This window comes from Pseudomonas sp. FP215 (assembly GCF_030687795.1).
GTDB lineage: Bacteria > Pseudomonadota > Gammaproteobacteria > Pseudomonadales > Pseudomonadaceae > Aquipseudomonas > Aquipseudomonas salmasensis.
The window spans coordinates 4,317,967-4,337,654 of the sequence record NZ_CP117447.1 but is presented as its reverse complement, the minus strand read 5'-3'; the positions used below and the strand labels follow the sequence as shown (position 1 = coordinate 4,337,654).

General features: G+C 61.6%; 18 protein-coding genes. 10 read left to right on the top strand and 8 right to left on the bottom strand.

What is annotated here, in order from left to right; translation table 11 throughout:
* Positions 1–93 precede the first annotated feature (93 nt).
* The gene (locus tag PSH76_RS19550) at positions 94–1,263 is read left to right on the top strand and encodes an aspartate aminotransferase family protein (protein ID WP_094774422.1); all 1,170 of its coding nucleotides are present in this window, start codon (positions 94–96) and stop codon (positions 1,261–1,263) included.
* A gap of 133 nt (positions 1,264–1,396) precedes the next feature.
* Here the strand turns inward: PSH76_RS19550 and punR are convergent, their stop codons facing one another.
* Entirely contained in the window at positions 1,397–2,311 is a 915-nt protein-coding gene (gene punR / locus PSH76_RS19545) for a DNA-binding transcriptional activator PunR (protein ID WP_305492765.1), read from the bottom strand.
* Positions 2,312–2,433: 122 nt separating this feature from the next.
* Between punR and punC the strand changes: the two genes are divergently transcribed.
* Positions 2,434–3,618 (top strand): purine nucleoside transporter PunC, encoded by a 1,185-nt coding sequence (gene punC / locus PSH76_RS19540; RefSeq protein WP_305492764.1) that lies wholly within the window; start codon positions 2,434–2,436, stop codon positions 3,616–3,618.
* 127 nt (positions 3,619–3,745) lie between these two features.
* Here the strand turns inward: punC and PSH76_RS19535 are convergent, their stop codons facing one another.
* Positions 3,746–4,579, bottom strand: a complete 834-nt coding sequence (locus PSH76_RS19535) for a nucleoside-binding protein (RefSeq protein WP_305492763.1) — start codon at positions 4,577–4,579, stop codon at positions 3,746–3,748.
* A 157-nt stretch (positions 4,580–4,736) separates the two neighbouring features.
* Between PSH76_RS19535 and PSH76_RS19530 the strand changes: the two genes are divergently transcribed.
* The gene (locus tag PSH76_RS19530; protein ID WP_032892803.1) at positions 4,737–6,239 is read left to right on the top strand and encodes a nucleobase:cation symporter-2 family protein; all 1,503 of its coding nucleotides are present in this window, start codon (positions 4,737–4,739) and stop codon (positions 6,237–6,239) included.
* A gap of 114 nt (positions 6,240–6,353) precedes the next feature.
* Here PSH76_RS19530 and PSH76_RS19525 read toward each other — a convergent pair whose 3' ends face one another.
* Positions 6,354–7,286 (bottom strand): proline iminopeptidase-family hydrolase, encoded by a 933-nt coding sequence (locus PSH76_RS19525; RefSeq protein WP_169855518.1) that lies wholly within the window; start codon positions 7,284–7,286, stop codon positions 6,354–6,356.
* A gap of 94 nt (positions 7,287–7,380) precedes the next feature.
* Positions 7,381–8,145: a LuxR family transcriptional regulator gene (locus PSH76_RS19520; RefSeq protein WP_305492762.1), complete on the bottom strand. Its 765-nt coding sequence runs from the start codon at positions 8,143–8,145 to the stop codon at positions 7,381–7,383.
* Positions 8,146–8,328: 183 nt separating this feature from the next.
* Here PSH76_RS19520 and PSH76_RS19515 point away from each other — a divergent pair, with 183 nt between their 5' ends.
* From PSH76_RS19515 to PSH76_RS19490, 6 genes are read left to right on the top strand one after another with little or no spacing between them, the layout of a single operon-like run.
* Positions 8,329–9,216: a proline iminopeptidase-family hydrolase gene (locus tag PSH76_RS19515; protein WP_003189751.1), complete on the top strand. Its 888-nt coding sequence runs from the start codon at positions 8,329–8,331 to the stop codon at positions 9,214–9,216.
* Positions 9,217–9,219: 3 nt separating this feature from the next.
* Entirely contained in the window at positions 9,220–10,167 is a 948-nt protein-coding gene (locus tag PSH76_RS19510; RefSeq protein WP_032892800.1) for an ABC transporter permease, read from the top strand.
* The gene (locus tag PSH76_RS19505) at positions 10,164–11,021 is read left to right on the top strand and encodes an ABC transporter permease (protein ID WP_305492761.1); all 858 of its coding nucleotides are present in this window, start codon (positions 10,164–10,166) and stop codon (positions 11,019–11,021) included. Before PSH76_RS19510 ends, PSH76_RS19505 begins: the two co-directional genes overlap by 4 nt.
* On the top strand, positions 11,018–11,974 hold the full coding sequence (locus PSH76_RS19500; protein WP_305492760.1) for an ABC transporter ATP-binding protein: 957 nt from the start codon (positions 11,018–11,020) through the stop codon (positions 11,972–11,974). The genes PSH76_RS19505 and PSH76_RS19500 overlap by 4 nt, the downstream gene beginning before the upstream one ends.
* Positions 11,971–12,942, top strand: coding sequence for an ABC transporter ATP-binding protein (locus PSH76_RS19495; RefSeq protein WP_098952357.1), 972 nt, complete (start codon positions 11,971–11,973; stop codon positions 12,940–12,942). The genes PSH76_RS19500 and PSH76_RS19495 overlap by 4 nt, the downstream gene beginning before the upstream one ends.
* Before the next feature lie 32 nt (positions 12,943–12,974).
* Positions 12,975–14,489: an ABC transporter substrate-binding protein gene (locus PSH76_RS19490; RefSeq protein ID WP_169918660.1), complete on the top strand. Its 1,515-nt coding sequence runs from the start codon at positions 12,975–12,977 to the stop codon at positions 14,487–14,489.
* 76 nt (positions 14,490–14,565) lie between these two features.
* Here the strand turns inward: PSH76_RS19490 and PSH76_RS19485 are convergent, their stop codons facing one another.
* From PSH76_RS19485 to PSH76_RS19470, 4 genes are all read right to left on the bottom strand, one after another.
* Positions 14,566–15,306, bottom strand: coding sequence for a YciK family oxidoreductase (locus PSH76_RS19485; RefSeq protein WP_305492759.1), 741 nt, complete (start codon positions 15,304–15,306; stop codon positions 14,566–14,568).
* Between the two features lie 177 nt (positions 15,307–15,483).
* Positions 15,484–16,155 carry an N-acetylmuramic acid 6-phosphate phosphatase MupP gene (gene mupP / locus PSH76_RS19480; protein ID WP_305492758.1) on the bottom strand — a complete coding sequence of 224 codons (672 nt, stop codon included), beginning with the start codon at positions 16,153–16,155 and terminating at the stop codon, positions 15,484–15,486.
* A gap of 4 nt (positions 16,156–16,159) precedes the next feature.
* Positions 16,160–16,858: a bifunctional 2-polyprenyl-6-hydroxyphenol methylase/3-demethylubiquinol 3-O-methyltransferase UbiG gene (ubiG, locus tag PSH76_RS19475; RefSeq protein WP_003189760.1), complete on the bottom strand. Its 699-nt coding sequence runs from the start codon at positions 16,856–16,858 to the stop codon at positions 16,160–16,162.
* 64 nt (positions 16,859–16,922) lie between these two features.
* Positions 16,923–18,254, bottom strand: coding sequence for a TRZ/ATZ family hydrolase (locus PSH76_RS19470; RefSeq protein ID WP_098952354.1), 1,332 nt, complete (start codon positions 18,252–18,254; stop codon positions 16,923–16,925).
* Between the two features lie 109 nt (positions 18,255–18,363).
* Here PSH76_RS19470 and mtnA point away from each other — a divergent pair, with 109 nt between their 5' ends.
* The gene (mtnA, locus tag PSH76_RS19465) at positions 18,364–19,434 is read left to right on the top strand and encodes an S-methyl-5-thioribose-1-phosphate isomerase (RefSeq protein WP_305492757.1); all 1,071 of its coding nucleotides are present in this window, start codon (positions 18,364–18,366) and stop codon (positions 19,432–19,434) included.
* Positions 19,435–19,688: the final 254 nt, after the last annotated feature.

The following is a 19,688-nucleotide window of genomic DNA, read 5'->3' as shown; positions in this document are numbered from 1 at the left end:
CTGGTTTAAAGTTATTGCAGCGATTCTACGTTTATCCAGCAAGGGTGGTTAACCATACTGGATCCACCCCAACGATGCACTGGAGCCGCCACCATGACCGCCGCCTGCCTGATGAGCACTTATCAACCCCTGGCCCTGAGCTTCACCCGCGGCCTGGGCACGCGCCTGTGGGACCAGCAGGGCCGCGAATACCTGGACGCCGTGGCCGGCGTGGCGGTAACCAATGTCGGCCACTCCCACCCCAGGTTAGTAGCCGCCATCAGCGAACAGGCCGGCTTGCTGCTGCACACCTCCAACCTCTACAGCATCGACTGGCAACAACAATTGGCCCGGCGCCTGGCCCAACTGTCCGGGCTGGACCGTGCGTTCTTCAACAATTCCGGCGCTGAAGCCAACGAGACGGCGCTGAAACTGGCGCGCTTGCACGGCTGGAAAAAAGGCATCGAACAGCCGCTGGTGGTGGTGATGGAGAACGCCTTCCACGGCCGCACGCTGGGTACCATGGCCGCCAGCGACGGACCATCGGTGCGCCTGGGGTTCCAGCGCCTGCCCGGCGATTTCATCAAGGTTGGCTTTGGCGACATGGCGGCTCTGGAGGCGCTCACCGCACAGTTCGGCACGCGCATTGCGGCGGTGTTGCTTGAACCGATCCAAGGCGAAAGTGGTGTGTTGGTGGCGCCGTCGGGTTACCTCAAAGCCCTGCGCGAGCACTGCACGCGCCACGGCTGGCTGATGATGCTCGACGAAATCCAGACCGGCATCGGGCGCACCGGCACCTGGTTTGCTTTCCAGCACGAAGGCATCGTGCCGGACGTGATGACCCTGGCCAAAGGCCTCGGCAATGGCGTGCCCATCGGCGCCTGCCTGGCCCGCGCCGCCGTCGCAGAGCTGTTCACCCCAGGCAGCCATGGCAGCACCTTTGGCGGCAACCCGCTGGCGTGTCGCGTCGGGTGTACGGTGCTGGAGATTATCCAGGAGCAAGGCTTGCTCGAAAATGCCGCACGCCAGGGCGAACACTTGCTGGCGCGGTTGCGCATGGAGTTGGAGGAACATCCCCAGGTGCGGGCAATTCGTGGCAAGGGCCTGATGATCGGTATTGAGCTGGCCAGCCCTTACCGCGACCTGGCCCAACGGGCGGCGCAGGAGCATGGGCTGTTGATCAACGTCACGCGGGGCAAGATCATTCGCCTGTTGCCGCCGCTGACGCTGGAGCGCAAGGAAGTGGAGATGATCGTACGGGCCATCACCCGCCTACTGGACTGAAAAAGTGTGGAGGGGGGGGCGATGCTCGTTCCCACGCTCTGCGTGGTAACGCCTCCTGTGACGCTCTGCGTCAAGCCTTAAGAGCGGACGCGGAGCGTCCAGGGCAGCATTCCTACGCGGAGCGTGGGAACGATCAGGGGGAGGGGCCATTCAGCCATTCCTGGTTCATGGTCTCCGTATCGCCCAAGTATTCCAGCAACCATGTCATGGCCGGCGACAGCTTGTTCTGCGCCCACGCCACACACGACGGGCTGGCTGGAAATGGCCGGCTCAACTGTAGCGCTACTAACTCCCCGCGCTCGATCCATGGCAACACCTGATGGGCCGGCGCCATGCCTACACACAGGCCATCGCGCAGGCAATCCAGGGCCGACGCCCAGTTGGGCACCACCAGGCGGCGCTGGTTATCCAGGGTCCAGGTGTCGCGCTTGGGCAGGTTGCGTGAGGTGTCGGTCATGCACAGCGAGGCAAAGGGGCGTAGTTGGTCATCACTGAGCAAACCTTCCACCGCCGTCAGCGGATGCCGTGCGCTGACCACGCACAGCCAGTTCAACAGGCCCATGTCGCGGAAGCTGAAGTGGCTGGCCACCGGCACCGCGCTGGTGGCGCCGATCACGATGTCTGTACGTTCATCCGCGAGTGCATCCCATACGCCGTTGTACACCTCGTATTCGAGCAGCAATTCCACTTCGGGAAACTGCCGATAGAAGTCGAGCACCAACTGCCGGCAGCGCTGAGGTTTGACGATGGAGTCCACGGCCACCTTCAACTGGCCGCTCCAGCCATTGGCCACCTGTTGGCACAGGCGCCGGGTGCCGAGCATTTTTTTCATCACGCCGCGGGCCTCGTCGATGAACAAACGGCCGGCGGGGGTCAGTTCCACGTCGCGATGCCGGCGTACAAACAACGGCACGGCCAGCCATTCTTCGAGCTGACGCACCGTGTAGCTGATTGCCGACGGTACGCGGTGCAGTTCCTGGGCGGCGGCGCTGAAGCTGCCATGACGGGCGACGGCGTCGACCACATCCAGGGAATATTCTGACCACATGTCGGCTGCCTTCAAAAATATTGATGAGAGTGTCCAATTATTATCGCTTCACACAGATATTGTCAGCTTCATAATGGGCGCCAGTCAGCAAATAGTTTGATGGCAGTCTCTACAAGGCTTCGATGAAAAATTCTTTTGGTTTTACTTGGTATCTGGCGGGGCTGAGCATGCTCGGTTATCTGGCCATGGACATGTACTTGCCGGCGTTTGGCGCCATGGGCGAGCAGTTGAATATCGGTGCTGGCGCGGTGGGCGCCAGCTTGAGTATTTTCCTCGCAGGCTTTGCAGTGGGGCAGTTGCTGTGGGGGCCGCTCTCGGACCGCCTGGGGCGCAAGCCCATCCTGCTCGCGGGCCTGAGCTTGTTTGTGCTCGGTTGCCTGGGCATGTTCTGGGTCGAAACCGCGCCGCAGCTGCTGGCCCTGCGCTTTATGCAAGCGATTGGCGTGTGTGCCGCCGCCGTAAGCTGGCAGGCCTTGGTGATTGATCGCTACCCGGCCGACAAGGCCCACCGCGTCTTCGCCAGCATCATGCCGTTGATGTCGTTGTCTCCAGCCCTGGCACCGCTGTTGGGTGCCATGGTGCTGAATCACTTTGGTTGGCAGGCGATCTTCGGCGTGTTGCTGGTGGTGTCGTTGCTGCTGCTGGTGCCGACCCTGTTCTTGCGCAACATGCCCAAGCGTCTGGAGCACAAGGGCAGCCCGGTGCGCCTGGGCTATGGGCAATTGCTCACCTCGCGGGTGTTTACCGGCAATGTGATGATCTTCGCCGCCTGTTCGGCCAGCTTCTTCGCTTGGCTGACGGCCTCGCCGTTCATCCTCGGTGGCATGGGCTACAGCCCCAATGACATCGGCCTCAGCTACGTACTGCCGACCCTGGCGTTTCTCATCGGCGGCTACAGTTGCCGCAGCGCCTTGCAGCGCTTGCCGGGTAAAACCCTGCTGCCGTGGTTGCTGGTCGCCTACTGCTTGAGCATGGTGGCGTTGTACCTGGTGGCCACCTTGAGCGTGCCGACCCTGACCACCTTGTTGATCCCGTTCTGCCTGATGGCGCTGTGCAACGGCGCCAGCTACCCGATTGTGGTGGCGAATGCGCTGATGCCCTTTGCAGAAAACTCCGGCAAGGCGGCGGCCCTGCAAAATACCCTGCAGTTGGGCCTGTGCTTCCTGGCCAGCCTGTTGGTGTCGTCGATGATCGAGCAACCGCTGTTGATCACGGTGATTGTGATGCTGGCGACGTCGCCGTTGGCGGTGTTGGGGTATTGGCTGGCACGCCCGAAGGGCAATTCTTCCGAACTGGCCAACGCCTGAGCTGACAAGACGATCAAAATGTGGGAGCTGGCTTGCCTGCGATAGCGGTGTATCAGTGCCAGATGGGCTAACTGACAGACCGCTATCGCAGGCAAGCCAGCTCCCACAGTTTTTTGCGTTTCTTCAGTTAGAACGTGACTTCCATGTTCAGCGTCGGCGTTGAGGTGCGGCTACCACGGCCGCCGTCCACGCCGAACTTGTTATGCCAGTACTCATAGCCCACTCCTAAATACAGGTTCGGCTTGACGCTTTTACCCGGTCGCACCGCCACCATCAGCGCTGTACGCATCAGCGCTTCCGCTGCGGTATCGCGGCCATGGTAATCCTCGCCTTTCTCTCCGACGTAGTTAATGAACCCCTGAAATTTCGCCGCATGGTTACCGATTTCGAACGGTCGCATCCACGTCAGATTGAGCATGTAGGTAGCGTCGAACGTATGGTTCGACTCTTGCGCGCCGGGGATGCCGGTGTGGTTCTTTTCCTTGTAGTACATCAGGCTCAGGTCCAGCACGCCGACGGTGTTGAACTTCAACGTGGGCCCGATCACCAGGGCGCGCTTCTTGGCGGAAGCGAAGTTGTTGTTGCGGTTGGCGTCGAAGCCCAAGGTCAGCGCGTAATCCTTGATCAGGCCCGTGCCCTGCGGCAGGTCGAACACGCGTGAGGCATACAGCTGATGCCGGTACACGGCGTACACCTCGCTGCCACCGTGGTCGGTGCCCTTGCGCGGGTCGCTGCTGTCGGACAGGAACACATCGAGATTGAGGAAATTGCTGCCGTAACGGTAGCCGCTGGCGTGGGTAAAGCTGTAGATGCGCTTGCTGAAGTCGTCGGGGTTGTTGGGGTTGGTGAAGTGCTGCCCGTAGCGAAACCCGACGCTGTTGTTCATCCATTCCACCGCGACAGCCTCCCCGCCGCCCAGAAGGGTTAATGCGACGGTGGCGCCCTGTAGTGCCTTTTTCATTCTTTTTGTCCTTTGGCGTTCTGGCTCGTGACGGCCGGATTGTTTTTGTAACGCCGTTGGAGGGTATCTTGTTCGATTGATTGTATACAACTCTATGGACATACAGTCTGAACATTGCATACAGTGAGCGCACAACAAAAACAGAGAACCCCTCACCATGACTATCCCGAAGGCGTCACCGCAGCGGCCCGAAGATGAAAATCTGGGCGTCGCCGCCAACATGGCTTACGGCCTGCAGCATGTGCTCACCATGTATGGCGGCATCGTCGCTGTGCCGTTGATCGTCGGCCAGGCCGCCGGGTTGTCGCCGGCGGATATCGGCCTGCTGATTGCTGCATCGCTGTTTGCCGGTGGCTTGGCCACGCTGCTGCAAACCCTGGGCCTGCCGTTCTTCGGCTGTCAGTTGCCGCTGGTGCAGGGCGTGTCGTTCGCGGGTGTGGCGACCATGGTGGCGATTGTCGGCAGCGACGGTGCCGGTGGCGTGCCAGCGATTCTCGGCGCGGTGATGGCCGCGTCCTTTATCGGCTTGTTGATCACACCGGTGTTCTCAAGGATCACCAAGTTTTTCCCGCCGCTGGTGACGGGCATTGTGATTACCACCATCGGCCTGACCCTGATGCCCGTAGCGGCGCGCTGGGCCATGGGCGGCAACAGCCGGGCGGCGGATTTTGGCAGCATGTCCAACATCGGCCTGGCCGCGCTGACCCTGGTGCTGGTGCTGCTGCTGAGCAAGATCGGCAGCGCAACCATCTCTCGCTTGTCGATCCTGCTGGCCATGGTGATTGGCACGGTGATCGCGGTGCTGCTCGGCATGGCGGACTTCTCCGGTGTGATGCAGGGGCCGATGTTCGGTTTCCCCACGCCGTTTCACTTCGGCATGCCCACCTTCCATGTGGCGGCGATCATTTCCATGTGCATCGTGGTGATGGTGACGCTGGTGGAAACCTCGGCGGACATCCTGGCGGTGGGTGAGATCATCGACACCAAGGTCGACTCCAAGCGCCTGGGCAACGGCCTGCGTGCCGACATGCTGTCGAGCATGTTCGCGCCGATCTTCGGTTCGTTTACCCAGAGCGCGTTCGCCCAGAACGTCGGCCTGGTGGCAGTGACCGGGGTTAAGAGCCGGTTTGTGGTGGCCACTGGCGGGGTGTTCCTGGTGGTGCTCGGCCTGTTGCCATTTATGGGGCGGGTGATCGCGGCCGTGCCCACCTCTGTGTTGGGTGGCGCCGGGATTGTGCTGTTCGGCACGGTGGCGGCCAGCGGGATTCGCACGCTGTCCAAGGTGGATTACCGCAACAACATGAACCTGATCATTGTTGCCACGTCCATCGGCTTCGGCATGATCCCTATCGCCGCGCCGAGCTTCTACGATCAGTTTCCAAGCTGGTTCGCGACCATCTTCCACTCGGGCATCAGCTCGTCGGCGATCATGGCGATTTTGCTGAACCTGGCGTTCAACCACTTCACCGCCGGCAACTCGGACCAGCAGTCAGTGTTCGTGGCAGGGACTGAGCGCAGCTTGTGCTTTCGCGACGTGGCCGCGTTGCGCGACGGCGATTACTACCGGGGCGGGAAGTTGTTTGATGCAGAGGGCAAGGAGATTCCGCTGGTAGCGGATACCTCAAAGAAAGCCGCAAAACCCGAAACCACTGAGGTTTAAACAGGTAGGAGCGAGCTTGCTCGCGAAAAACGTCAACGATGACGCGTGCTTCCTGAATAAACACGGCGTCGATGAGTTTTTCGCGAGCAAGCTCGCTCCTACAGAGGGCGGATTTCAGCCGGCCTTGAGGGCTTTGTGCGGCAACGAACACGCCTCATCCAAAAACTTCACCACCGTCCCCATGCACGCCTGGCGTTCTTCCACGTGGGGCATGTGGCTGGAGTCTTCAAACAGTGCCCAGCGCACGTTCTCTATCTCATCCAGGAACGGCTTGACCACCAACGGTGTGGCTTCGTCGTGCCGGCCGGAAATCACCAGGGTTGGCACCTTGATCGCTGACAGGCGGCCAATCACGTTCCAATCCTTCAAGCTGCCAATCACGTGGAATTCGGTCGGGCCGCTCATGGCGTGGTACACCGTCGGGTCGGCATCCACCTGGGCGAAGGTGCGTGCCACTTCTTCGGGCCACGGGTTGACCCGGCACACGTGCTGGTCATAGAAAATCCGTGAGGCCGCCAGATATTCCGGGTCTTGGTAGGTGCCGGCCTGCTCGTGCTTGAGCAGGGTTTCGTGCACGCCTTCAGGCAACAGCTTGCGCAGGCGGTTGGCTTCGCTGACCCAGGTGCGCATGCAGGTGGGGGAGTTGGCAGGAATAAACGCACGCAGGCCCTTGGGTTGCAAGATCGCGTGTTCGCTGCCGAGCATGCCGCCCCAGGATTGACCGAGGATCGCGTAGTTCTCGCTGATTTGCAGGTGGTCCAGCAGGTTGTTCAACTCGTCGAGGAACAGGCCGATGGTCCAGAACGACGGGTCTTTTTCTGGCAAGTGCGTGGAGCGGCCGTTGCCCAACTGGTCGTAGTGGATGACCGCATGGCCGCTGGCGGCGACGTCCTTGAAGGCGTCGACGTAATCATGGGTGCAGCCCGGGCCGCCATGGATGATCACCAAGGGCGTGCGGCCTGTGGTCAGGTCGCCCGTGACGCGATACCAGGTCTGATAGGCGCCAAAGGGCGCGTAGCCTTCGCGAACTTTTTCGATGAATTCCATTTCGTACCCTGCTCTGAAAAAAAGGATCAGGGTTACGATAGTCTGAACAAAAAGTTTAGGTAACTAGCAAAACAGATAGGTTTTTGCCCAAAGCTCAACCTTCCAGCAAGCGGTAATGGGTGGCCCGAACCACTGCCTGAACACGGTTTTTGGCCCCCAGTTTGTGCATCGCCGAGGCCAGGTGCAGGGTCACCACCGCCAGGGAACGGCTCAATTGCGTGGCGATTTCGGCGGCGGTCAGGCCTTCAGCCGCCCATTTCAGGCATTCGCGTTCGCGCTTGGTCAGGCGGATGTGCGGATAAGCCCGCACCTCCTTGCTGAACAGCGGGTACGCCGCTTCCTGGAGGGCATGGGTAATCAGGCTGAAATCGGCCAGCGTATGTTGGGCGTCCTTCAATACCGTGCGCGCCTTGCCGGTGCGTAAGCCGGTGAGCGAGGCAAAACCGCCCTTGGGCAGATGAATCGGCACACTGACGCCGCAGGTCAGCTGGCGTTCATGCAGGTAGGAAGAAACGGGGGCGTGGCAGGGGTCGATGATCTTTTGCAGGGCCGTCTCGGTCTTGGCCTCATAGGACCAGACAAACGGTGATACCGAGCTCAATGCCAGGTGTTGCACCGGGTCGATCTGGTAAAACCCTTCGCTGCACCATAAGGCGTGCCAGTCGGCCGGCGTATTGCGCAGTTGCAACAGCGAGGGCGTGATCAGTGCGCCGTTGAGGTCGATGGGCACCGGGCTGTAGTCATACACCAGGGCATCGAAGCCCAGTTGTTGGGCAAGGATAAACGTATTGTCCATCTGTTCATCCAGGCTCCTGCCCGGTATGAGGCGATTATTGAAGGCGGTCAGCTTGGCCAGCATCCGTTCTGCTCCCGAATTCATTTGAATCTCGACTTGCTGCAAGTAGAATGCCACGCCCCGGCGAAGGACTGCCAGGCCAAACCTATAAGAAATACTAGGTTATGGACGCACGGCATCCTCGGTAGTGTTGACCTGATAAACGGCCGCTACCCGCCAGGCCGATACAACACAAGGAATGTATGCATGTGGCGTGAAATTGCCCCCGACCAGCAGTACAACGTGCAAGTCGACGGCCATAACCTCGTGGTCTACAGCTTTGGCGAAGGCGATGAGGTGCTGCTGTGTCTCAACGGCGGGCCGGGCCTGCCGTGTGACTATCTGCGTGACGCCCATGGCTGGCTCAAAGCACATAACCTGCGAGTGGTTGCATTCGACCAGCTTGGCACAGGCGCATCAGCCAGACCGACCGATGCCGCACTGTGGGAAATCCGCCGTTATGTCGAAGAAGTCGAGACCGTGCGCCAGGCGCTGGGCTTGGGCCGCGTGCATTTGCTCGGGCATTCCTGGGGCGGTTGGCTAGGCATCGAATATGCCGTGCATTATCCCGGTGCGCTCAAAAGCCTGATCCTGGAAAACACCGTCGGCGACATTCCCCACCTGTCCCAGGAACTGGAACGCCTGCGCGGCGCCCTGGGCAGCGAAACCGTGGCCATGATGCAACGCCATGAAGCCATGGGCACCCTCGACCACCCGCAGTACCAGGCCGCCATCACCTTGCTCAACTACCGCCACGTGTGCCGCCTCGACGAATGGCCGGAGCCGGTCAAGCGTTCCCTGGGCGACTGGAACATGGGGCCTTACGAAACCATGCAAGGCCCCAACGAGTTCCTCTATATCGGCAACCTCAAGGACTGGAACCGTCTCAAGGAAATGGCCGAGTTCACGATGCCGATCCTGATCACCACCGGCCAGCATGACGAACTTACTCCCGCCTGTGCGATGCGCATGAAACTCGCGGCACCCCATGCCGAGTTGCATGTGTTCCCCAACAGCAGTCATATGCCGTTTTACGAGGAGCCGCAGGCGTATTTCCCGGTGCTGCTGGACTTTCTCGCTCGCCACCGAGGCTGACGCATGAACCTGGCGCGCTACCGTTTTGTGTTGTCCCGGCCCCTGCAATTGCTGCCGGTGCTGCTGGGCATCAGCCTGATCACTTTTGTGTTGGTGCGCTCGATCCCCGGCGACCCGGCGCGCGCCTTGCTGGGTTCGCGCAGCACGCCAGATGCGCTGTTGAAGATCCGCGCCCAGTTCGGCCTCGACCAGCCCTTGTGGCTGCAATACTTTTACTTCCTGAAAAACCTGCTCAAGGGCGACCTCGGCCAATCGCTGCTGTACAAGGTCGACGCTCTCAAACTGATCGTCACCCGCATCGAGCCGACCCTGGTGCTGGTGCTGGGCAGCGTGGTGCTGGCTTTGTTGATAGCGGTGCCACTGGCGACGATTGCGGCGCGCCAGCAAGGCCGTTGGGCGGACAAGCTGATCCGCGTGTTCACCACGGTCGGCCTGGGCATGCCGGCGTTCTGGCTGGGGTTGATGCTGATCCTGCTGCTCAGCGTGAAATGGGGCTTGTTCCCGGTGTCCGGTTACGGGCGCACCTGGCTGGACAAGGCGCACCATATGCTCTTGCCGTGCCTGACCATCGCCCTGGCGCTGTCGGCGGTGCTGGTGCGCAACCTGCGGGCGAGCATGTTGATGGAGTTGCAGGCAGACCATGTCACCGCCGCACGTGCGCGCGGGCTGCCTGAAGGCGCAGTGTTTCGCCGGCATGTGCTGCCCAACGCGCTAGTGCCGGCGGTCAACCTGCTGGCGGTCAACATCGGTTGGCTGATCAGCGGCACGGTGGTCATCGAAAGCCTGTTCGCGATTCCAGGCATCGGCCAGTTGTTGGTACGCGGCATTTTCACCCGTGACTACATGGTGGTGCAGGGCGTGGCGATGGTGCTGGCCTGTGCCACGGTGGTGGTCAACTTCCTGGCCGACTTGGTAACCGTGGCCCTCGACCCACGGGTGAAGATGCAATGAGCAGCCGCCCGATGATTGCCCCGTGGCGCTTGCGCCTGCGCTTTGGTTTTCGCAATGGCCGACTGACCGCCGCATGGGGTTTGTTGATCCTGTTCGCGTGGTTGGCCCTGGCGCTGTTTGCGCCGTGGGTCGCGCCCTACGACCCCATCGCCCAGGACACCAGCATCAGTTTGCTGGCCCCCAGCCTTGCCCATCCGTTGGGTACGGACAATTACGGCCGGGATATCCTCTCAAGGGTGATCTGGGGCGCGCGCATCGACCTGCAGTTGGCGATTATCGGGGTGATCTTCCCGTTCATCATCGGCACCTTTATCGGTGCGGTCTCGGGTTATATCGGCGGGCGTTTCGACAGTGTCTGCATGCGCGTGATCGATGTGGTGCTGGCGTTCCCGTTCCTGGTGCTGATGCTGGCGATCATGGCCATCCTCGGGCCGGGCTTGCAGAGTTTTTACATCGCCATGGCGCTGGTGGGTTGGGTGTCGTACGCACGCCTGATTCGCTCGCAGATCCTGGTGCTCAAGGAAAGCGAGTTTGCCCTGGCCGCCAAAAGCCTGGGCTTTGGCCATGGGCGCATTCTGTTCCGGCATTTGCTGCCCAATGCGCTGTTTGGTTCCATTGTGTTTTCCATGTCCGACGCGGTACTGGTACTGCTCAACGGCGCCGCCGTCAGTTACCTGGGCCTGGGGGTGCAACCGCCGACCGCCGAATGGGGGACGATGGTGGCCGAAGGGCAAGCCTTTATCACCACCGCCTGGTGGATCTGCACCTTCCCGGGCCTGGCCATCGTGACCTTGGCCATGGGCTTCAGCCTGTTGGCCGACGGAGTTGCGCAGGTATTGGGAGAGCGCTCATGAGCCTGCTGCAGGTGCGCGACCTCAGTGTGATCGCCAACAACGCTGGGCGTGATATCACCTTGGTGGATCGGGTGTCTTTCGACCTGGCCGAAGGTGAAATCCTCGGCCTGGTGGGCGAGAGCGGTTCGGGCAAGACCATGGCCTGCCGCGGCTTGATGCGCCTGCTACCGTCACCCAATCTGCGCGTGCAGGGCGGCGCGGTGCGGTTGGCCGGCCAGGACCTGCTGGCGCTGGATGATGCCGGTATGCGCGCCGTGCGCGGCGGGCAGTTGGGTATGGTCTTCCAGAACCCCAGCAGCCACCTCGACCCGTTGATGCGCATCGGTGAGCAAATCGCCGAGGGCATCCGCCTGCACCAAGGCGCGTCGAAAAAAGACGCGCGCCTGCAGGCGATCGAGGTATTGCGTCAGGTCGGGATTCCCGACCCCCAGGCGCGGGTCGACAACTACCCCCATGAGTTTTCCGGTGGCATGCGCCAGCGCGCCATGATCGCCGTAGCCCTGGGCTGCAACCCGAAGGTGCTGATCGCCGACGAGCCCACCACCGCCCTGGATGTGACGGTGCAGGCGCAAATCCTGCGGTTGTTGCTTGACCTGCGCGACCAGCGTGGCCTGTCGATCATCATGATCACCCATGACCTGGGCGTGGTGGCGCAAACCTGCGATGCCATCGCCGTGATGTATGCCGGGCGCCTGTGCGAGCACGGCAGCAAATACGAACTGCTGGCCCAACCGCAACATCCGTACACCGCTGGCCTGATCGATTGCCAGCCGGCCCACAGCAGCGGCCATGCGTTGTTGCGCACCATTGCTGGCCAGCCGCCGTTGCTCGATGCATTGCCCGACGGCTGCCGCTTCCACCCGCGCTGCCCACAGGCCGGCGCCTTGTGCACCGAGTTGCTGCCCCAGGGCGCACGCGTGGCCTGTCACTATCCGTTGGGAGAGCGCCCATGAGCCTGTTGCAGATCAAGGATCTGGAGGTGCGCTTTGCCGCGTCCGGCAGCGGCCTGCTGGGCCTCAACCGCCAGTGGGTGAGGGCGGTGAACGGGGTGTCGCTGAACCTCGCCGCCGGGGAAACCCTGGGGTTGGTGGGCGAGTCTGGCAGTGGCAAGAGCACCCTGGGCAGGGCAATTTTGCACCTCAACCCGATCAGCGCCGGGCAGGTGCTGTTCGACGGTATCGACATGGCCCATGGCAGCGCTATCGACATTGCCCGGCTGCGGCATGAGACCGCGATGATTTTCCAGGACCCGTACGCAGCGCTGAACCCTCGGCATTCCATCGGCGAAACCCTGGCCGAAGTGCTGCGGGTACAGCGCAAAGTAGCGGTGACGCAGATTCCCGCGCGCGTCAACGAACTGCTGGAACTGGTGGGCCTGCGCCCCGAACTGGCGACGCGTAAGCCGGGCTCCCTGAGTGGCGGCCAGTGCCAGCGCGTGGGGATCGCCCGGGCGCTGGCGGTGGAGCCGCGCCTGATCATTGCCGATGAATGCGTGGCGGCGCTGGATGTTTCGATCCAGGGGCAGATCATCAACCTGCTGCTGGAACTGCAACAGCGTATGAACCTGGCGATCCTGTTTATCGCCCATGACCTGGCCATCGTAAGGCGCCTATGCGACCGCGTGGCCGTGATGTACCTGGGCAAGATCGTCGAGGAAGGGCCGGTGGAGGCGGTGTTTACCGCGCCCCGTCACCCGTATACCGCGGCGTTGATCCAGGCCATCCCGGAGATCGATCCGCACCGCCCATTGCCAGCCCAGCCATTGCCCGGCGAGCCGCCCAGCCCGCTGAATCTGCCGACAGGCTGTGCCTTCCACCCACGTTGCCGGTATGCGCAAACCATGTGTTCCACGGTATTGCCCCCCACCCAATTCCTGCACGAGCATCGGTACAGTTGCGTGCTTGAAGACCCTTTGCTTTGACCCTCTGCCATTCATTAACAAGGAGTTGTGATATGCACTCGCGCCACTTGAAATTGCTCGCCGCCGCTACCCTCACGGCCTGGTCGCTGACCGCCGGCCTGGCCCAGGCCGCCGGTGTGCTCACCATCGGCTGCCGTGAAGACAGCACCACTTTCGACCCGATCAAAAGCGCGCAGAACCGCGACACCTGGGTGTTTGCCAACGTCTACGACACCCTGGTGCGCGTGGATAACCTGGGCACCAAGATGGAACCGGGCCTGGCCGAAAGCTGGGATATTTCCAAGGATGGCCTGACCTACACCTTCAAGCTGCGTGAGGCGAAGTTCTCTGACGGCTCGCCGATTACCGCCGCCGACGCAGCATTCAGCTTGCTGCGCATCCGCGACAACAAGGCCTCGCTGTGGAGCGACCCGTTCAGCCTGATCAACACCGCCACGGCCAGCGATGCCAAGACCCTGGTGGTCACCCTTAAAACCCCGGCGGTGGCCTTCCTCTCGCAACTGGCGTCGCCAACGGTGTCGATCCTGTCGGAAAAAGCCATGACCACGATGGGCGAAGACGCCTACTCGGAAAACCCGGTGACCTCCGGCGCGTTTACCGTGGACGAGTGGCGCAAGGGCGACCGCGTGATCCTGAAGAAAAACCCGAATTTCTGGCAGGCCAGCAGCGTGAGCCTGGACGGTGTGGAATGGGTGTCGGTGACCGATGACAACACGCGCATGCGCATGGTGCAGAACAATGAACTCGACACGGCGATCTTCGTGCCGTTCTCCCGGGTGCAAGAGCTGAAAAAAGACCAGAACGTGGTGATCCACGCCGACCCGTCCACCCGTGAAGATCACCTGTTGATCAACCACGAGCACGGCTTGTTGGCCAAGCCGCAAGTGCGCCAGGCCCTGGACATGGCCATCGACAAGCAATCGCTGGTCAAAGCCGTCACTTACGGTCAAGGCACCGTGGCTTATTCCTACATTCCAAAGGGCTCGCTGTACCACTACGCCAACAACCTGCAACGCCCGTACGACCCGGCCGAAGCCAAGAAGCTGCTGGCCGCTGCGGGTGCCCAGGATTTGAAGCTCAACTACGTGGTCAACGCCGGGAACGAGGCCGACGAGCAGATCGCGGTAATCATCAAGGACCAGCTGGCCAAGGTCGGCGTGACCGCCAACCTGCAAAAAGTCGACCCCACCCAAAGCTGGCAGATGCTGGTAGACGGTGAGTACGATATTTCGGTGATGTACTGGACCAACGACATCCTCGACCCCGACCAGAAAACCACCTTCGTGCTGGGCCACGACACCAACCAGAACTACATGACCCGCTACAAGAACGACCAGGTCAAGGCCTTGGTGGCCGCAGCGCGGATCGAGGCAGACCCGGCCAAGCGTGAGCAGATGTATGTGGAGTTGCAGAAGCTGGCCAAGCAGGATGTGAACTGGATTGACCTGTACTACAGCCCGTATATCAACATCTCACGCAAGAACGTAAGCAACTTCCTGCAGAACCCGTTGGGGCGTTTCACTCTGGAGGAAGTGGTCAAAAACTGAGATTTTAACTACACCACAAAACAAAGGTGGGAGCAGGCAAGCCAGCTCCCACCTTTGTTTTGCGGGGTGTCAGGGCTTATTGCGCGTCGAATGCCTGGCCATTGATGCCCGCACTGTCCGGCCCCATCAGGTACAGGTACACCGGCATGATCTCTTCCGGCGCTGGCCTTTCCATCGGGTTTTCGCCGGGGTATGCCTGGGCGCGCATGCTGGTGCGGGTACCGCCCGGGTTGATGCTGTTGGCGCGCACTGCGGCCACGTCTTCCAGCTCATCGGCCAGGGTTTGCATCAAGCCTTCGGTAGCGAACTTGGACACCCCATAGGCACCCCAATAAGCACGACCCTTGCGCCCGACGCTGCTGGAAGTGAACACCACCGACGCATCCTGGGACAGCTTGAGCAACGGCAGCAACGTGCTGGTCAGCATGAACATCGCGTTGACGTTCACATGTATCACCCGCATGAAGTTCTCGCCGGACAACTGCTCGATGGGCGTGCGTGGGCCGATGATCGAGGCGTTGTGCAACAGGCCGTCGAGGTGGCCGAATGCCTTTTCGATCATTGCTGCCAGCTCATCGTATTGATGGGGCAGGGCGGTCTCCAGGTTGAACGGGATCACCACCGGCTGCGGGTGGCCAGCGGCTTCGATCTCGTCATACACCTGGGCCAGGTTGGCTTCGGTCTTGCCCAGCAACAGCACGGTGGCGCCATGGGCGGCATAGGTTTTTGCCGCTGCCGCGCCAATCCCGCGACCGGCGCCGGTCACCAGGATGGTCCGGCCTTTGAGCAGTTCTGGCGGTGCAGAGTAATCAAACATAAATAGCCTCGACAAAATTCAAGGTGATACACCACTTGAAGTGGAATCCATTTCCTGTGGGAGCTGGCTTGCCTGCGATGGCGGACTACCTGTCGCCAAATGTGCTGGCTGGCAGGCCGCCATCGCAGGCAAGCCAGCTCCCACATTGATCTCAGTGTTGTTGAGATCTTCGAGCCATCAGCAACTGCACAGCGCGTTATCCAGCACCTTGCGCAATTCCAGCGGGTGATCCACCACCACGTCCGCGCCCCAGTGGCGTGGGTTGTCGTCCGGGTGGATATAGCCATAGGTGACCGCCGCCGTGCGCGTACCGGCGTCGCGGCCGGATTCGATGTCGCGCAGATCATCGCCCACGAACAGCACGCTGGCCGGGTCCAGGTTGAGCATCTTGCACGCCAGGATCATCGGCTCCGGGTCGGGCTTGCTGTTTTTTACGTGGTCTGGGCAGATCAGCACGGCCGAACGCTCGGCCAGGCCCAGGCGCTGCATGATCGGTTCGGCAAAGCGCACCGGCTTGTTGGTGACCACGCCCCAGATCAGCTTGGCTTTCTCGATGTCTTCCAGCAGCTCGGCCATGCCTTCGAACAGTTTGCTGTGGACTGCGCAATCCTTGAGGTAACGCTCCAGGAATTCCTGGCGCAGTTCCTCAAAGCCCGGCGACTCCGGGTCCATCGAGAAGGTCACGGCGACCATCGCCCGCGCACCACCGGAAATTTCATCGCGGATGTGTGCGGGGTTGATCGGCGCCAGGCCACGGTCGGCGCGCATGGCCTGGCAGATGGCGATAAAGTCCGGCGCGGTGTCCAGCAGGGTACCGTCCATGTCGAAGAGAACCGCTCGCAACTTCACAGGCTTACTCCTCGCGCAGGGTCTGGATCATGTAGTTGACGTCAACGTCGTTGGCCAGCTTGTAGTGCTTGGTCAGCGGGTTGTAGGTCAGGCCGATGATGTCCTTGACGGTCAGCCCGGCCTGGCGGCTCCACGCACCCAGCTCGGAAGGGCGGATGAATTTCTTGAAGTCATGGGTGCCGCGCGGCAGCAGCTTCATGATGTATTCGGCGCCGATGATCGCGAACAGGTAAGCCTTGGGGTTGCGGTTGATGGTGGAGAAGAACACCTGGCCGCCGGGCTTGACCATGCGGAAACAGGCGCGGATCACCGAGGACGGGTCTGGCACGTGTTCGAGCATTTCCAGGCAGGTGACCACGTCGAACTGCTCGGGCATTTCTTCGGCCAGGGCTTCGGCGGTGATCTGGCGGTATTCCACGCTCACGCCGGATTCGAGCTGGTGCAACTGGGCCACGGCCAGCGGCGCTTCGCCCATGTCGATGCCCATGACGGTGGCGCCGCGCTGGGCCATGGCTTCGCTGAGGATGCCGCCGCCGCAACCGACGTCCAGCACCTTCTTGCCGGCCAGGTTGACGCGCTCGTCAATCCAGTTGACCCGCAGTGGGTTGATGTCGTGCAGGGGTTTGAATTCGCTCTCGCGGTCCCACCAGCGGTGGGCCAGGGCTTCAAACTTGGCGATTTCGGCGTGGTCGACGTTGCTCATGGTCAATCCTCTGAATCTGATAAGTCGGTGTGTCGCGGCTGAACCCAAGGCTTCAGCCGCGTCGTTATTCGCTGTGCCCGCTGATGCGTTGGCCCCAGGCAATGGCCGTGGCGGTCAACTGTTGTTCATCCATGCGGGTCAATTGCCGGTCGTCGAGCAATGGTTTGCCGGCGACCCAAAGGTGTTTCACGCAATCGCGCCCGGTGGCATATATAAGCTGTGAGACCGGATCGTAGATCGGTTGTTGCGCCAGCCCGGAAAGATCAAAGGCGACGATGTCTGCCGCCTTGCCGACTTCCAACGAGCCAATCTGGCTGTCCAGGCCCATCGCCCTGGCACCGTTGAGCGTGGCCATGCGCAAGGCGCGGTGGGCATCCAGTGCTGTAGCGGAACCGGCCACGGCCTTGGCCAGCATCGCCGCCGTGCGGGTTTCGCCGAGCAAATCCAGGTCATTGTTGCTGGCGGCGCCGTCGGTGCCGATGGCCACGTTGACGCCAGCCTGCCACAAGCGCTCCACCGGGCAAAAGCCGCTGGCCAGTTTCAGGTTCGATTCCGGGCAGTGAATGACGCTGGTGTTGCTTTCTACCAGTAAAGCCAGGTCGTCTTCGCTGATTTGGGTCATGTGCACGGCCTGAAAGCGCGGGCCCAGCAGGCCGAGGCGAGCCAGGCGCGCCAATGGCCGCTCGCCGGTCTGCTCGACGGCTTGCTGCACTTCGAAGGCGGTTTCGTGAACGTGCATATGGATCACGGCGTCCAGCTCTTCGGCGATCACCCGGATCTTTTCCAGGTTGGCATCGCACACGGTGTAGGGCGCGTGGGGGCCGAAGGTGATCTTGATGCGCGGGTGGTGCTTGAGGTCGCCGAACAGCTCGATACCCTGGCGAATCGCCTCGTCGGCACTGCTGGCGCCGGGAATCGGGAAGTCGAGGATCGGCAACGCGATCTGCGCACGCATACCGCTGTTGTGCACGCAGTCGCTGGCGACCTTGGGGTAGAAATACATGTCCGAAAAGCAGGTGATGCCGCCCTTGATCTGCTCGGCGATGGCCAGGTTGGTGCCGTCGCGCACGAACGCTTCGTCGACCCACTTGGCTTCGGCGGGCCAGATGTGTTTTTCCAGCCATGTCATCAGCGGCAAATCGTCGGCCAGGCCACGGAACAGGGTCATGGCGGCATGGCCGTGGGCATTGATCAGGCCAGGGCTGAGCAGCATACCGGGCAGTTCACGCACCTCGCGCGCTGCCAGCTTCAACGCCGCGTCCCGTGGCCCGATAAAGGCAATGCAGCCATCGCGGATACCCAGGCCATGCTCCTTGAGCACCACGCCAGCGGGCTCGACGGGTACCAGCCAGGTCGGCAGCAGCAACAAGTCGAGCGGGGCGGCAGTGGAGGTCATCGCAGGCTTCTTCCCAGGCAGCTATAAAAGAAGGGCGAAGTATACCCGAGCGTCCTGGCTGGCGGATCGCTATAATCGGCGGCTTTTGTTCATGAGTGCGGGGTAAGGGATGCGCGACCGACTGTTGGCTGCAGAGAAAGTGAAGGCCATCCAATGGCGTGATGGCGCGCTGCACCTGCTCGATCAGCGCGTTTTGCCGTCCCGTGAGCGCTGGGTAGCCTGCGTTACCGTTGAAGCGGTGGCCGACGCCATTCGCACCATGGTGGTGCGTGGCGCGCCAGCCATCGGTATCTGCGCCGCCTATGGCTTGGTCCTGGCCGCCCGCGAGCGCATCGCCGAGGGTGGCGACTGGCAGGCCGCGTGGGAAGAAGACTACGCCTTGCTGGCCCATACTCGACCCACCGCATCGAACTTGTTCTGGGCCTTGCAGCGCATGCGCGACCGCCTCGACCGCCTCAAGCCGCACGCCGACCCGCTGGTGGTGCTGGAAGCCGAAGCCGTCGCGATCCATGAAAGCGACCGGGAGGCCAATGTGGTCATAGCCCAGTTGGGTATGGAGCGGATTCGCAAGCACCAGGGCAACGCCCAGGCGATCCTCACCCATGGCAACGCCGGCGCGTTGGCTTCCGGCGGCGTTGGCACAGCCCTCGGGGTGATTCATGCGGCGTATCTGGAGGGCTTGGTCGAGCAGGTCTATGTCAATGAAACCCGTCCATGGCTGCAAGGCTCGCGTCTGACGGCGTGGGAGTTGGCGGGCCAGGGCATCCCGGTGGCGGTAAATGCCGACTCCGCCGGGGCGCATATCCTCAAGACCAAAGGCGTGACGTGGGTGGTGGTCGGTGCTGACTGTATCGCGGCCAATGGCGATGTGATCAGCAAGATCGGCACTTATCAGCTGGCCGTGTGTGCCATGCACCATGGCGTGCGTTTTATGGTGGTGGCGTCGAGTTCGACCCTGGATTTGATGATGGCTACTGGTGATGATGTCGCCCTGGAGCAGCGCGATAGTGGTGAGTTGCTTGAGGTTGATGGGCAGCGGTTGGATGTCGCGGCGTTTAACCCTGTGTTTGATGTGACGCCTGCGGATCTGATTGATGTCATCGTGACTGAAAAGGGCGTGGTGGAGCGGCCGGATGTGGCCAAGTTGGCCAAGTTGATGTGCCGTAAGCGCCTGCATTGAGTGTGTGGGCGCCTGTGGGGGCGCTATCGCAGGCAAGCCAGCTCCCACCTTTAACGGTGTTCACAAATCAAAGGTGGGAGCTGGCTTGCCTGCGATTGGCCCTTGAAGTCAACAAAACTCCTGCATTCCACCCTCAAAAAAAAGCACCACCGCGCCTCTGAGCCCCTCTCGTCCCCTTCAAGCCTGTCATCCGTCAAATTACTAGCCTCCATGCGCATCAGGGGGATAGGTGCGTGGCGGCGATTGTGATAACA

What these genes read in the sequence shown, in the direction of transcription:
- PSH76_RS19550 (WP_094774422.1), top strand. Translation starts at nt 94, where the DNA reads ATGACCGCCGCCTGCCTGATGAGCACTTATCAACCCCTGGCCCTGAGC.
- punR (WP_305492765.1), bottom strand. Translation starts at nt 2,311, where the DNA reads ATGTGGTCAGAATATTCCCTGGATGTGGTCGACGCCGTCGCCCGTCAT.
- punC (WP_305492764.1), top strand. Translation starts at nt 2,434, where the DNA reads ATGAAAAATTCTTTTGGTTTTACTTGGTATCTGGCGGGGCTGAGCATG.
- PSH76_RS19535 (WP_305492763.1), bottom strand. Translation starts at nt 4,579, where the DNA reads ATGAAAAAGGCACTACAGGGCGCCACCGTCGCATTAACCCTTCTGGGC.
- PSH76_RS19530 (WP_032892803.1), top strand. Translation starts at nt 4,737, where the DNA reads ATGACTATCCCGAAGGCGTCACCGCAGCGGCCCGAAGATGAAAATCTG.
- PSH76_RS19525 (WP_169855518.1), bottom strand. Translation starts at nt 7,286, where the DNA reads ATGGAATTCATCGAAAAAGTTCGCGAAGGCTACGCGCCCTTTGGCGCC.
- PSH76_RS19520 (WP_305492762.1), bottom strand. Translation starts at nt 8,145, where the DNA reads ATGCTGGCCAAGCTGACCGCCTTCAATAATCGCCTCATACCGGGCAGG.
- PSH76_RS19515 (WP_003189751.1), top strand. Translation starts at nt 8,329, where the DNA reads ATGTGGCGTGAAATTGCCCCCGACCAGCAGTACAACGTGCAAGTCGAC.
- PSH76_RS19510 (WP_032892800.1), top strand. Translation starts at nt 9,220, where the DNA reads ATGAACCTGGCGCGCTACCGTTTTGTGTTGTCCCGGCCCCTGCAATTG.
- PSH76_RS19505 (WP_305492761.1), top strand. Translation starts at nt 10,164, where the DNA reads ATGAGCAGCCGCCCGATGATTGCCCCGTGGCGCTTGCGCCTGCGCTTT.
- PSH76_RS19500 (WP_305492760.1), top strand. Translation starts at nt 11,018, where the DNA reads ATGAGCCTGCTGCAGGTGCGCGACCTCAGTGTGATCGCCAACAACGCT.
- PSH76_RS19495 (WP_098952357.1), top strand. Translation starts at nt 11,971, where the DNA reads ATGAGCCTGTTGCAGATCAAGGATCTGGAGGTGCGCTTTGCCGCGTCC.
- PSH76_RS19490 (WP_169918660.1), top strand. Translation starts at nt 12,975, where the DNA reads ATGCACTCGCGCCACTTGAAATTGCTCGCCGCCGCTACCCTCACGGCC.
- PSH76_RS19485 (WP_305492759.1), bottom strand. Translation starts at nt 15,306, where the DNA reads ATGTTTGATTACTCTGCACCGCCAGAACTGCTCAAAGGCCGGACCATC.
- ubiG (WP_003189760.1), bottom strand. Translation starts at nt 16,858, where the DNA reads ATGAGCAACGTCGACCACGCCGAAATCGCCAAGTTTGAAGCCCTGGCC.
- PSH76_RS19470 (WP_098952354.1), bottom strand. Translation starts at nt 18,254, where the DNA reads ATGACCTCCACTGCCGCCCCGCTCGACTTGTTGCTGCTGCCGACCTGG.
- mtnA (WP_305492757.1), top strand. Translation starts at nt 18,364, where the DNA reads ATGCGCGACCGACTGTTGGCTGCAGAGAAAGTGAAGGCCATCCAATGG.